General features: G+C 72.9%; 12 protein-coding genes. 8 read left to right on the top strand and 4 right to left on the bottom strand.

Annotated features, from left to right (window positions below; translation table 11 throughout):
* Positions 1-48: 48 nt before the first annotated feature.
* The 3 genes from ACIQU3_RS17765 to ACIQU3_RS17775 are packed head-to-tail and all read left to right on the top strand — an operon-like array spanning position 49 to position 3,643.
* On the top strand, positions 49-1,542 hold the full coding sequence (locus tag ACIQU3_RS17765) for an IucA/IucC family protein (protein WP_403926117.1): 1,494 nt from the start codon (positions 49-51) through the stop codon (positions 1,540-1,542).
* A 44-nt stretch (positions 1,543-1,586) separates the two neighbouring features.
* Complete coding sequence (locus ACIQU3_RS17770) at positions 1,587-2,852, top strand: VWA domain-containing protein (protein WP_403739409.1); 1,266 nt, start codon at positions 1,587-1,589, stop codon at positions 2,850-2,852.
* Complete coding sequence (locus tag ACIQU3_RS17775; RefSeq protein WP_403739412.1) at positions 2,852-3,643, top strand: hypothetical protein; 792 nt, start codon at positions 2,852-2,854, stop codon at positions 3,641-3,643. Before ACIQU3_RS17770 ends, ACIQU3_RS17775 begins: the two co-directional genes overlap by 1 nt.
* A gap of 48 nt (positions 3,644-3,691) precedes the next feature.
* On the opposite strand, the gene ACIQU3_RS17780 is transcribed toward ACIQU3_RS17775, so the two are convergent.
* Positions 3,692-4,348: a winged helix-turn-helix transcriptional regulator gene (locus ACIQU3_RS17780; RefSeq protein ID WP_403739415.1), complete on the bottom strand. Its 657-nt coding sequence runs from the start codon at positions 4,346-4,348 to the stop codon at positions 3,692-3,694.
* Between the two features lie 86 nt (positions 4,349-4,434).
* Between ACIQU3_RS17780 and ACIQU3_RS17785 the strand changes: the two genes are divergently transcribed.
* From ACIQU3_RS17785 to ACIQU3_RS17805, 5 genes are all read left to right on the top strand, one after another.
* Positions 4,435-5,643, top strand: a complete 1,209-nt coding sequence (locus ACIQU3_RS17785; protein WP_403926120.1) for a pyridoxal phosphate-dependent aminotransferase — start codon at positions 4,435-4,437, stop codon at positions 5,641-5,643.
* 140 nt (positions 5,644-5,783) lie between these two features.
* Positions 5,784-6,347: a DUF2243 domain-containing protein gene (locus ACIQU3_RS17790; RefSeq protein WP_403926123.1), complete on the top strand. Its 564-nt coding sequence runs from the start codon at positions 5,784-5,786 to the stop codon at positions 6,345-6,347.
* Positions 6,347-7,195, top strand: a complete 849-nt coding sequence (locus ACIQU3_RS17795) for a cytochrome c oxidase assembly protein (RefSeq protein WP_403739424.1) — start codon at positions 6,347-6,349, stop codon at positions 7,193-7,195. The genes ACIQU3_RS17790 and ACIQU3_RS17795 overlap by 1 nt, the downstream gene beginning before the upstream one ends.
* A gap of 59 nt (positions 7,196-7,254) precedes the next feature.
* On the top strand, positions 7,255-7,890 hold the full coding sequence (locus ACIQU3_RS17800) for a hypothetical protein (RefSeq protein WP_403739428.1): 636 nt from the start codon (positions 7,255-7,257) through the stop codon (positions 7,888-7,890).
* A 79-nt stretch (positions 7,891-7,969) separates the two neighbouring features.
* Complete coding sequence (locus tag ACIQU3_RS17805; RefSeq protein ID WP_403739431.1) at positions 7,970-8,395, top strand: acyl-CoA thioesterase; 426 nt, start codon at positions 7,970-7,972, stop codon at positions 8,393-8,395.
* Positions 8,396-8,440: 45 nt separating this feature from the next.
* On the opposite strand, the gene ACIQU3_RS17810 is transcribed toward ACIQU3_RS17805, so the two are convergent.
* The 3 genes from ACIQU3_RS17810 to ACIQU3_RS17820 all read right to left on the bottom strand — a co-directional run bounded on the left by ACIQU3_RS17810 (position 8,441) and on the right by ACIQU3_RS17820 (position 12,362).
* Positions 8,441-8,986, bottom strand: a complete 546-nt coding sequence (locus ACIQU3_RS17810; protein WP_403739434.1) for a sigma-70 family RNA polymerase sigma factor — start codon at positions 8,984-8,986, stop codon at positions 8,441-8,443.
* Positions 8,987-9,262: 276 nt separating this feature from the next.
* Positions 9,263-10,891 carry a serine/threonine-protein kinase gene (locus ACIQU3_RS17815; protein WP_403926125.1) on the bottom strand — a complete coding sequence of 543 codons (1,629 nt, stop codon included), beginning with the start codon at positions 10,889-10,891 and terminating at the stop codon, positions 9,263-9,265.
* Between the two features lie 82 nt (positions 10,892-10,973).
* Entirely contained in the window at positions 10,974-12,362 is a 1,389-nt protein-coding gene (locus ACIQU3_RS17820; RefSeq protein ID WP_403739804.1) for a nucleobase:cation symporter-2 family protein, read from the bottom strand.
* Positions 12,363-12,460: the final 98 nt, after the last annotated feature.

A 12,460-nucleotide genomic window follows, 5' to 3' on the forward strand; every position in this document is an offset into this window, starting at 1 on the left:
TCGCCGTCGGCGCTGTGACGCCCCTATTCGTACCCGAGGAGCCCGCCCGTGCACCGTCCCCCCACCGCCGAGGCCGAGGTGGCCGACGAGCTGTCCGTCGTACGGCCCTCTCTCCTGCCGCGGTACGAGGCCGAACTGCCCGGTGCCCGGGCGGCCGTGCTGTCCCGGCTGTGGCGTGGTCTCGCCCACGAGCCGCTGCCCTGGGTCGTGGGCCGGGAGCAGGCCCGGGAGGGTCTGACGCTGTCCCTGTCCGACGGCCGCCGGCTGCACGGTCCGCGGCCGGATCCGTACGCGACCGGGGCGTACGTCACCGCCGTACGGCTCGACGACTCCGTCTACGCGGATCCGGCCGGGCTGATGACCGACCTGGCCGTACCGCACTCCGCTTCCTTCGCCGCCGAACTCGGGCACAGCGTCGCCTCGTTGGCGCTGTCGAGGGCAGGACGGGAGGGCGACCGGGGCGACTGGCCGGAGAGCGACTGGGAGTGGGAGCAGCGGATCACCGACGGGCATCCGTTCCATCCGACGTGCCGTTCCCGGCCCGGTTTCTCGGTGGCCGAGCAGCTGGCCTACGGGCCCGAGCACCGGCCGGTCGTGGAGCTGGGGCTGGTGCCGGTGCCGGCGGAGGAGTGCCTGGTGACGGGCGTGTGGCCGGGGGAGCTGCGGGACGGGGGGCGGGTGGTGTTGCCGGTGCACCCGTGGCAGGCGGCGCACGTGCTGAAGCGGACGTGCGAGCAGTCGCGGCCCGCGCATCCGCTGATGTCCCTGCGGACGCTCGCGCTGCCCGGCGGGCCGCACGTGAAGACCTCGCTGAGCGCCCGCCTGACGTCCTCGGTGCGGGACATCTCCCTGCCCTCGGTGGCCGCGTCGGCGGTGCTGTCGGACTTCGCGGGGGTGCCCGCGGCGCGCATGGACGGCCTGCTGCACGTCACGCGCACGCTGGGCGCGGCGGCTGCCGGTTCCCCGGACTTCGCGGCCGTCCTGCGGGAGTCCCCGCGGACGTACCAGGGCAGGGGTGAGCGGGTCGTGCCGGTGGCGGCGCTCGCCACCACGGACCTGCCCGGCTCCCCCGCCTGGCTGGGCCGTTTCGCGCGGCTCGCCCTCACCGTCGGACTGCGGCTGCTGGAGCTGGGCGTGGCCCTGGAGGCGCACGGCCAGAACCTCCTGGTGGTCCTCTCCGCGGCGGGCGAGCCGCTGCGGCTGGTCTATCGCGACCTGGCCGACATCCGTGTCAGCCCGGCGCGCCTGGCCCGGCACGGCATCACGGTGCCCGAGCTGCCGGCCCGGATGGTCACGGACGACGAACGCGTGCTCCGCCGCAAGCTGTTCGGATCGCTCGTCGCGGGCGCGCTGGCCGGCACGGCCGGGTCGGGCCCGGCGCTCGGCGCGGCCCTGGAGACGGCCGTACGGGATCTGCCACGCACCCCGGATCTCGCGGCGCTGTGTGCGGAACCCCTGCCCACGAAGGCGCTCACGCTGATGCGCCTCTCCCCGCGCACGCCCGGCGACCAGTGGGCGGAACTGCCCAATCCGCTGCGCTGAACCCCGTTTTGGAACCGGCGGGGGGTGATCAATAGGATCCGGCGATGATCACAAGAACACGGCTGGCGGCCGGGCTGTGGGCCCTGCTCGCCGCGCTGACGGCCGGGCTCGCCTTCCCGGCCGGGGCGGCCGCCGGTGAACCCACGGGCCAGGACGCCCCCAAGGTCGACCTCGTCCTCGATGTGAGCGGCTCGATGCGGGCCCGGGACATCGACGGCCAGTCGCGGATGGCCGCCGCCAAGCAGGCGTTCAACGAGGTGCTCGACGCGACGCCCGAGGAGGTCGAACTCGGCATCCGCACCCTCGGTGCCGACTACCGGGGGAACGACCGGAAGACGGGCTGCAAGGACACCGCGCGGCTCTATCCGGTCGGCCCGCTCGACCGGACCGAGGCCAAGACGGCCGTCGCCACCCTCACACCCACGGGCTGGACGCCGATCGGCCCGGCCCTGCTGAAGGCGGCCGACGACCTGGACGGCGGCGACGGCTCCAAGCGCATCGTGCTGATCAGCGACGGCGAGGACACCTGCGCCCCGCTCGACCCGTGCGAGGTGGCCCGCGAGATAGCGGCCAAGGGCATCGGCCTGACCATCGACACCCTGGGCCTGGTGCCGACCGCCAAGCTGAGCCGGCAGCTGAGCTGCATCGCCGAGGCCACCGGCGGCACCTACACCTCGGTGGAACACCAGGACGAACTCACCGACCGTGTCAACCAGTTGGTGGACCGGGCAGCCGATCCGGTGGTCACGCCGGTGCCGGCCGAGGGTGCCGACCGGTGCTCCGCGGCGCCGGCGCTGAAGCCGGGCCTGTACACCGACCGTGAGGAGTTCGGGCAGCAGCGCTGGTACCGGGTGGACGTGCGGCCGGGCCAGGAGCTGCGTGCGTCGGTGAGCGTCGCGGCGGACCGGGCGGTGAACCCCGGCCATGGCGTGCTGGTGCGGGCCGTCACGTCCAAGGGCCGCGAGATCGTGCGCGGTGAGGCGGCGGGCAACGGCCGTACGGACGTGATCTCGACGGGCCTGCGCTACCCGAAGGCCGACAGTGACGACGAGGACGCTCCCGCGGAAGCGGTCTGCCTCGCCGTCTCGCACTCCTTCTCGCCGGCCTCCGGAGTGAAGACCACGCCCGGTCTGCCGCTGGAGCTGACCGTGGATGTCGTGGACGCCCCGAACCAGGCGGGCGACGTGGCCGCCTTCGGTCTGGGCCGCGGCTGGTGGCTGCTCGGTGTGCTGATCCTCACCGGCTTCCTCGCCGGTGTCGTATGGGGCTGGCTGTCGCGCTGGCGGGTCGCGGTCTGGAGGACCAACTGATGCGAGTGATGCGAGCGTTGGGCGCGGCGTTGCTGACCCTGGGCCTCGCGGCCGCCCCGGCCGCCGCCGATGCCTCACCGAGCCCGTCGCAGGACGGCTCGTCGGCCCCCACGCAGGCCGGCACGTCGTTCCGTACGGCGGCCGAGTTCGAGCAGGGGCAGCGGGCCACGGCGAGCGGCTCGACCGGCGACTACCTGTACTGGTCGTTCCCCGCGGACACCGGGCAGCGCCCCACGGTCCGGGCGACGGTGAAGCTGCCTGAGACCCATGCCGCCCAGACCTGGCAGATCGACGTCTACGACGGTCTGCGCCGCCGTCAGGCCTGCCGGTACGGGGCGCAGACCCGCACCGCGGCGGCGGACGCCTCCTCCGTGGAGCTGGCCTGTGTGCTGCGCACCGTGCGCGCCTGGTCGGAGCCGTGGGCGAACGACCCGCTGCCGGGTACCTACTACATCCGTCTGACGGCCGTCGGCGTCGCCACCGCCGACCTCGGTCTCCCGGTCGGCACCGAGGTGCGGGCCGGCTCCGAGGACGTCGGCGGGTCCGCGGCGGTGGACGGCTCGCTCGCCGAGCCGCTGGTACCGGGGATCGCCTCCAGGCCCGAGGAGGAGCGGGAGGACGCGGCGGTGCTGGCCGGTCTCGAACCCGAGGACGGCTGGACGTCCGGCTGGTGGTCGGACCGGTGGGTGTGGACCGCGGTGGGCGGGATCCTGGCCGCGCTGGCGGGTGTCGGCGGGTACGCCCTGACACGCGGGACGGGACGGCCGTCCCGGGTTCCGCCGGGAGCCTGACCGGCCCTCACCCGACCCGCCACCGGCGGGCCACCATCTGATCGCCTCTCAGAAGGCCCGCCCCGTGCGGGCCTTCTGTCCTTCCTCGCGAAGGGCCTTGGCGAGGGTGCCGTCGCCGCTCACCTCGACCCGGCCGTCCCGCACGGCGCGGTCCAGGCTCAGCTCGCCCCGGGCGATGGCCGTGCACGTGGTGGTGTCCAGCGCCAGCCGGGCGTCCGGTTCCCCGGGAGCGGGCCCGTCACCGTACACCGGGCCCTCCCCGGCACCGGCGTACAGATGGAACAGGCCTTCCTCCAGGCGGACTTCGACGAGTCCCGCACCGTCCAGCAGGCGCAGCAGGGGCAGGGCGAACCAGTGCGCCCGCACCGCGTCCGTCGGCCGGCGTTCGCCGAGCCCGGCCCGTCCCCACTCCCCCAGCGCCTGCAGCACCGGCAGCAACTCGCGCCCCCGAGACGTGACTTCGTACACGTACGCCGCCCCGGGAGGCGGCAGTCGGCGCCGGGTCGCGAGACCGTCGCGCTCCATGTCCTTCAGCCGCGAGGCGAGTACGTCGGTGCTGACGCCGGGCAGGTCCGCGTGCAGGTCGGTGTAGCGGCGGGGGCCCGCGAGGAGCTCCCGGACGATCAGCAGGGTCCAGCGGTCACCGACGACGTCGAGCGCACGGGCGGCGGAGCAGTACTGGTCGTAGCTTCGGCGAGGTGGCATGCGACGCAGTCTAGACAAGTTGTTGGACTTTCCAAGCGCGTACTTGGTAAAACCAAGCAGCACAGTCGCCAGAGGGGAAGCAGCGCATGGAGTTCCGGCAGTCGAGCAAGCTCAGCGAGGTCTGTTACGAGATTCGCGGCCCGGTCATCGAGCACGCCGACGCCCTGGAGGAGGCGGGCCACAGCGTGCTGCGCCTGAACACCGGCAACCCGGCGCTCTTCGGGTTCGAGGCGCCGGAGGAGATCGTCCAGGACATGATCCGGATGCTGCCGCAGGCGCACGGCTACACCGACTCGCGCGGCATCCTCTCCGCCCGGCGGGCCGTGGCCCAGCGGTACCAGACGCTCGGCCTGGAGGTCGGCGTCGACGACGTCTTCCTCGGCAACGGCGTCTCGGAACTGGTGTCGATGGCCGTGCAGGCACTCCTCGAGGACGGCGACGAGATCCTCGTCCCCGCCCCGGACTTCCCCCTCTGGACGGCGGTGACGACCCTCGCGGGCGGCAAGGCGGTCCACTACCTGTGCGACGAACAGGCCGACTGGTACCCCGACCTCGACGACATGGCGTCGAAGATCACCGACCGGACGAAGGCGGTCGTGATCATCAACCCGAACAACCCCACCGGCGCGGTCTACCCCAAGGAGATCGTCGAGGGCATCCTCGGCCTCGCCCGGCGGCACGGCCTCATGGTCTTCGCCGACGAGATCTACGACCAGATCCTCTACGACGACGCCGTGCACCACTCGGCCGCCGCCCTCGCCCCCGACTTGGTCGTCCTCACCTTCTGCGGCCTGTCCAAAACCTATCGGGTGGCGGGCTTCCGCTCCGGCTGGCTGGTGGTGACGGGCCCGCGGCAGCACGCGAAGGACTATCTGGAGGGCCTCACCATGCTGGCCTCCATGCGGCTGTGCGCCAACGCGCCCGCGCAGTACGCCATCCAGGCCGCGCTCGGCGGCCGGCAGTCCATCCGCGAGCTGACCGCCCCGGGCGGACGGCTGCTGGAGCAGCGGGACGTGGCCTGGCGGATGCTCAACGAGATCCCCGGCGTGACGTGCGTGAAGCCGAAGGGCGCGCTCTACGCCTTCCCGCGCCTCGACCCCAAGGTGCACAGGATCCACGACGACGAGCGGTTCGTGCTCGACCTGCTGCTGCGGGAGAAGATCCAGGTGGTGCAGGGCACGGGCTTCAACTGGCCGTCTCCGGACCACTTCCGCATCCTGACCCTGCCGCACGCGGAGGACCTGGAGGCGGCGATCGGCCGGATCGGGCGGTTCCTCGGCGGGTACCGCCAGTAGGCACGGGGCTTTCCCGGCCACGCGGGGGGACGGCCGGAAAGGGTCTTGGAGCCGGATCATGGCTCTGCGCCGGGCGTGAGCGCCGCACAACGGGGAACGTCGTCCTCGGTCCTTCCCCCAGGCAGGAGCGGAGACGAGTGATGGCCACCACGCAGGGCGAAGCCCGGTTCGGCACCGCACGACCGGCGGACATCAGGCTCCCGGGCATCGTGCTCGGGGTGGGCATGGGCGGATTCGCCGACGGCATCCTGCTGCACCAGTTGCTCCAGTGGCACCACATGCTCTCCAGCACCAACAAGGACCGCGTCGGGCTGAAGTACTACAACCCCCACACCGTCTCCGGCCTGGAGATGAACACCCTGTGGGACGGCGTCTTCCACACCGTGTGCTGGCTCGCGGTCCTGCTCGGGCTGGCCGTCCTCTACGCGCGGGTCACCCACGACCGGCGCCGGGTGTGGGCCTCCCGGGTGCTGTGGGGGTGGATGCTCGTCGGCTGGGGCCTGTTCAACCTCGTGGAGGGCGTACTGGACCACCACGTCCTCGGCATCCACCACGTCTACGCCGGCGAGGGCCAGGTCTGGTGGGACATCGGCTTCCTCGTCCTGGGCGCCCTGCTGGTCGCCGGTGGCCACCTGCTCCAGCGCAGCGGCCGGTCCGTCGCCCCTGATGCGGCCGTCGGCCGGCACGAGGGCATGGCCGGCTGATGGGCCACCACCCGCACGGGCACGGGCATGCCGCGGGCGGCGGCACCCCGGACTGGCTGCCGCCCGCCCTCCTGCTGCTCGCCGCCTGCGGTGTCTACCTGCTGCTCGTCCGCCGGGCGTGCCACCGCAATCCGGCCCTCGGCTGGAGCCGGTGGCGGACCGGCTGGTTCCTCGGCGGAATCCTCCTGCTCGGAGCAGCACTGCTGCCGCCCGTGGCCCCCTTCGCCCACGAGGACTTCCGCGGGCACATGGTCCAGCACCTCCTCATCGGCATGTACGCGCCACTCGCCCTGGTCCTGGCCGCCCCTGTCACGCTCCTGCTGCGCACCCTGCCCGCGTCCCCGGCCCGGCGCCTGACCGCGGTGCTGCACAGCCCGCCCGCCCGTGTGCTCACCCACCCGGCGGTGGCGCTGGCGCTCTCCACGGGCGGCCTCGCGGTGCTGTACTTCACTCCCCTGTACGACGCGACCAGGGCCGACCCTGCGGCGCACTGGCTGCTGCACGCGCACTTCCTGCTCTCCGGATGCCTGTTCGCCCACGTCATCGCCGGACCCGACCCGGCCCCCGCCCGGCCGGGAGTCAGGGCCCGGCTGGTCTACCTCGGCGTCGCGATCGCGGCGCACGCCGTGATCTCCCAGTTGATGTACGGCGGCTTCTGGGCCGACATCCACGCGCCCGTCGACCAGGTGCAGGGCGGCGCGGAGGTCATGTACTACGGCGGCGACCTGGCCGAGCTGCTGCTGGCCGGCGCTCTGGTGGCCACCTGGCGGCCCGAGCCCCGGCGGGTGGGCGGCCGGGGCGCGGCGCGGGGAGCCGTCCCGGCCCCGCATGTCAGTGGTGGGTCGTAGCCTTCGAGCAGATGGGGCGTGTGCCCCCGGAGGGAGCGCCGGGAGAGAGGAGGGCGGCCGTGACGCGACCGCCGACCGCCGCGCAGCGGCGTGTCATCGACGCCGCCGATCCCGTGACGGGGCGGCTGCGGGGCACGGAGGCACAGCTCACCGCCCTGGTGAAGCGGGGGCTGGCCTTCCGGCATCCCCGGCCGCCGCACGACCACTTCCTGACGCCGGAGGGGCACCGGGTGCGGCAGGGCATCACCCGGGTGCCCGAAGCGGCCGAGCCCGCTCGGGCCACCGCGTCGACGGGCGTGTTCGCCGCGCGCGTGGGCGGTGAGGAGATCGCCGCGGCCGCCGGTCCCGCCCGGCGCCGTGAGGTGCACAGCGCCTGGCAGGGGCTGCTGGAGCTGCGCCGGATGACCAACCCGGGCGGGGACGTGGACCGGCCGTGCGGCTGGGAGCGTACGCACCTGGTGCGGGCGGCGGCGCTGGCCCTGGAGGCGGCCGGGCACGCTCCGGCGGGACAGGACGGCGGGGGCTATCGCGTACGGGAGACCCCACAGCCGGAGGCAGTCGCCGTCCACGAGCCGGACGCGGCGGCGCTGCGGGCCTGCGCGGCCACCCTGGAAGGGGCAGGCTGGCAGGTGAGCGAGCACCGCGAGCCGCGCAGCGGAAGCCGGTATCTGCTGGCTTCGCCGCGCCGGACGTGATGGGCATGCCAAGATCGGTGGATCATTGCGCAGTGCACGAGAGTCCGGTGCGAGAGATCCGGCGCGAGAAGGGAAAGCCGTGAGCGAGCCGTATTCCGTCCCTGTGACCGTCCGTGGCTACGAGACGGACGTACAGGGACACCTCAACCAGGCGGTCTACCTGAACTACGCGGAGCACGCCCGCTGGTCGCTGCTCCACGCCGCGGGGATCAGCCAGTCCGCCCTCGTCGGCAGCGGTGTGGGCCCGGTCGCCCTCGAGACGACCATCCGCTACAAACGCGAGCTGCTCGCAGGTGACGAGGTCGAGGTGACCTGCGCCTTCGAGTGGAGCGGCGGCAAGACGTTCCGGATCGAGCAGACCGTCGTGAAGGCCGACGGCACCGTGGCCGCGGAGATCACGGCGGTCGGCGGGATTCTGGACCTGGAGCAGCGCAGGCTGGTCGCGGATCCCGCGGCGGTCTTCAGGAAGCTGGCGTCCGATCCGGGGCTGTTCGGACTCTCGTAGGACCGTGGGCCGGGTCCCCTGCGGGCGGTCGCGCGGCGCGGCCGGTCAGTGCACACCGCGTTCCTCCAGGGCAGCTCTGAGGCTGCGCAGGGCGTAGTAGACACGGGACTTCACCGTGCCCTGGGGGACGCCAAGCGCGCCGGCCGCCTGCTGTGTGGTGCGGTCGGCGAAGAGGGTGGCCTCCAGCGCCTCGCGATGTGCCGGCGTCAGGGCCCGCAGGGCGTCGTGCAGGACGACGGACGACAGCATGCGTTCGATGTCGTCGGCGTCGGTGCCCAGTTCGGTCAGCCAGTCTGCGCCGCCTATCTCCTGCGGGCGGGCCATCTTCGTCCGGTGTGCGTCGATCACGATGTTGCGGGCGATGCGGAACATCCAGGGTCGTACGGCCATGCCCTCGCCGTCGGCGAGCGTCTGCTTGTTCCAGCAGCGCAGCAGCGTCTCCTGGAGGACGTCCTCCGTGCGGTGGATGTCCCCTCCCAGCATGCGCAGCACGTAGGCGTAGAGGGCCGGGCCGTGCTCCAGATAGAGGTCCCTCAGCGCCCGTTCCTCGGGCGACGCCGCGCTCGCGGACCCGATCACCGTCACGTTCATGGTGTGCTCCTGCTCCTGCTCCTAGGGGCGGCCCGCCCGGCCGAGTCGGCCGGAACCGGGGCCTCCGGTGCAACGGAGTGTGGTCAGGGGGGTTCCACGCACGTTTGACGCTCGGTCCACGGCTCGTACATCGCCTGTCCGGTCACACGCAGGCCGGCACATGCACCGCCTGTCCGGTCACAGGCAGGCCGGCAGCGACCCCATGCGGGCGCGCACCCGGCGGGCCAGTCGTTCGTCCGCCGGCGCGAGACGGCCGACGGTGTGACCGCGCGGCGGTCAGGTCGCCGAACGCCGCCAGATCGTCATGTCCATCGTGAGGGCGGCGAGTTCCGGCAGTGCGGTCGACTTCGTCTGGACCGTGAGCAGGGCGATGTCCCCGGACTTGTGCTTGACGCAGATCTGGCCTCCCACCGGCACCGAGGCCAGCGGCCAGCGGCGCTGATCGGCGTGCGCCAGCATGAGCCGGCACTCGTCGAGGGAGACGCCCTCGTCGGTGAACATCTGGATGAAGACACTGGTGTCGCTCTCCAGCGCACATCCGGCGTTCTCGCAGTCGAACCGGACGTCGCCCTCCCGGTCGTCGCGCTGGTACGGCTCCTCGAAGCTCAGCGAGCTCTTCGCGTCCAGCCTCTGGAGAACCCGGCCGATGGGGCGCGGCGTTTGGGAGACGGTCGGGGAGGGCTCCGCCGCCCACGGTGTCCGGCCCCCGGCATCCGCGACGGACCCGGAGGCCGACGGCGACGCCGTGGACGAGTCCGCCGGCCGTCCGGACCTGTCCGGGTCCGGCGTCGCCGGTGCGCCGGCCACCCAGTCGCGGAACCTGTTCCCCGCGTCCTGGACCGTCCACAGCAGGCCGCCCAGTGCCAGTACCCCCGCCGTCACGGCGGCGGCCGTGATCAGCGCGGTGCGCCGGCGTCGCGTCCGCCGCTCCCCCGGCCCGCCCGGCAGCGGCTGGGGCTGGGTGACGACCAGCGGCTGGAGCTCGACGCGCGTGGGAGTGCAGAGCGGTGACGGGACGGCCGGTTCCGGTCCGGTGACGTCCCGCCACACGGCCGGGCCCGCGCCCGCGTCGGCGTCCGCGCCCAGTCGCTGCCGGCACCAGTCGACGATCTCCGCCAGGTCCGCCCTGTCTTCCGGGTCGGCGGCCAGGCAGCGGGCGAACAGCGGTCGGAGCTGCTCGGGCAGCAGGGAGAGGTCGGGCCGGTCGTGCACGATCCGGTACAGCACGCCGACCGCGGAGCCCTCCCCGTAGAGCGGGCGGCCCAGGGCCGCGAACGCGGCCGTCTGGCCCAGCGCGAAGACGTCGGTCGCCGCCGTGACCTCGGCCGCGGACGCCTGCTCGGGAGCCATGAAGTGGGGCGTGCCGACGGCTGCGCCGGTGACGGTGTACGAGGTGAAGTCGGCTGCCAGCGAGATGCCGAAGTCGATCACGCGCGGCCCGTCGGCGGCGAGCAGCACGTTGGACGGTTTGAGGTCCCGGTGCACGATGCCGGCGACGTGGATGGCCTGGAGCGCCTCGGCCACCCCCGCCATCAGCCACAGCACCGCGGGGACGGGCAGCGGCCCGCGCCGCGCGACGGCGTCGGCGAGGGACGGCCCGGGTACGTACAGCGTGGCCGCCCAGGGCGGTGTGCCGTCGGCGTCGGCGTCGATCAGCTCGGCGGTGTAGGCGCCCCGGACCCGCCGGGCCGCCTCGACCTCCCGGCGGAACCGCCGCCGGAATTCCGGGTCGTCGGCCAGTTCCGGCCGTACCACCTTGATCGCCACCGGCCGGCCGCCCTGGGTGTGGGAGAGGTAGACACGGCCCATGCCGCCCGCGCCGAGCCGGGCCGCGAGGCGGTACCCGGCGACCACGGGCGGATCGTCCGCCCGCAACGGCTGGAACACCTCGGTCGCGTGGTTCATCGGCCCGTCTCCCCCTCGTCCCCTGATCCCCCGGTCAACCTGGAGTTGACCAAGGCAGAAGCCTAGGCGGAGTCCGGCGCCCTCAGGACGCGGCCGGGGCCTTCGGGGTGTTCGTGAGTTCCTCGCCCGCCTCCATCGGGTGGGTCACGTCGTGACTGTCGCGGGCGTCCTTGCCCAGGTGGTTGAAGACGAGGTTGAGCAGCACGGCCGCCACACAGCCCGTCGAGATGCCGGAGTCCAGGACGATGCGGGCCGTCTCCGGGAAGGCGTGGTAGAACTCCGGGGCCGTGATGGGGATGATGCCGACGGCCAGGGAGACGGCCACGATCAGGACGTTGTTGTCCTTGTCCAGGGCGGCCCGGACCAGGGTCTGGATGCCGCTGGCCGCGACCGAGCCGAACAGGACGACGCCCGCCCCGCCGAGCACCGGGCGCGGTACGACGGCGATCAGCGACGCCGCCATCGGACACAGGCCCATCAGCACCAGGAAGCCGCCGCCCGCGGCGACGACGTAACGGCTGCGGATCCTCGTCATGGCGACCAGGCCGATGTTCTGCGCGAAGGCGCTGCACATGAAGCCGTTGAAGAGGGGGCTGAGCGCCGAGCCGAGGGTGTCGGCGCGCAGGCCGGCCGCGATGGTCCGCTCGTCGGCCGGGCGCTCGACGATCTCGCCCAGCGCCAGCATGTCGGCGGTTGATTCGGTCATCGACACCACCATCACCACACACATTGAGATGATCGCGGCGAGCTGGAACTGCGGTGCGCCGAAGTGGAACGGGGTGGGGAAGCCGACGACGGCCGCGTCCGCGACGGGCGCGAAGTCCGTGGCGCCGAACGGGATCGCGATGAGCGTGCCGATCACGAGGCCGAGCAGTACGGCGATCTGCTTGACGAAGCCCGTGGTGAAACGGCGCAACAGTAGGACGATCAGCAGGGTGACGGCCGCGAGGCCCAGGTTGGTCGCCGAACCGTAGTCATGGGCCGCCGGGTTCGGTCCCTGTGCCCAGCCGAAGGCGACCGGGAGCAGCGATATGCCGATCAGGGTGATGACGGTGCCGGTGACGACGGGCGGGAAGAAGCGGATCGCCTTGCAGAAGACGGGGGCCGCCAGGAAGCCCAGGAGTCCGGCGACGATGACCGCGCCGAAGATGATCGGCAGAGCGTCGGACTTGTCCTCGGTGGAGGCGACGATCGCGGCCATCGGGGCGACACCGGCGAAGGTGACGCCGTTGACGAACGGCAGCCGGGCTCCGATCTTCCAGATGCCGAGGGTCTGCAGGAAGGTGGCGAGGCCCGCGGTGAACAGGCAGGCTCCGGTGAGGAAGGTCAGGTCGGTGGCGTCGAGGCCGATGGCCGCGCCGATGATCAGGGGCGGGGCGACGACGCCCGCGTACATGGCGGCCACGTGCTGCAGGCCGGTCGTCGCCATCTTGAGCGCGGGGAGTTTTTCGTCAACGGGGTGGTCGGCCACGGCGGCGTCCCTCCGGTCGGTTACACGGCTGTGCCCGAGGGCCGCCGTGGGTGTCAGGGAGGTGGTGCGGGTGGTCATGGGGGGCACCTCCCTGCTCG

Source organism: Streptomyces sp. NPDC101110 (assembly GCF_044759525.1).
Lineage (GTDB): Bacteria > Actinomycetota > Actinomycetes > Streptomycetales > Streptomycetaceae > Streptomyces.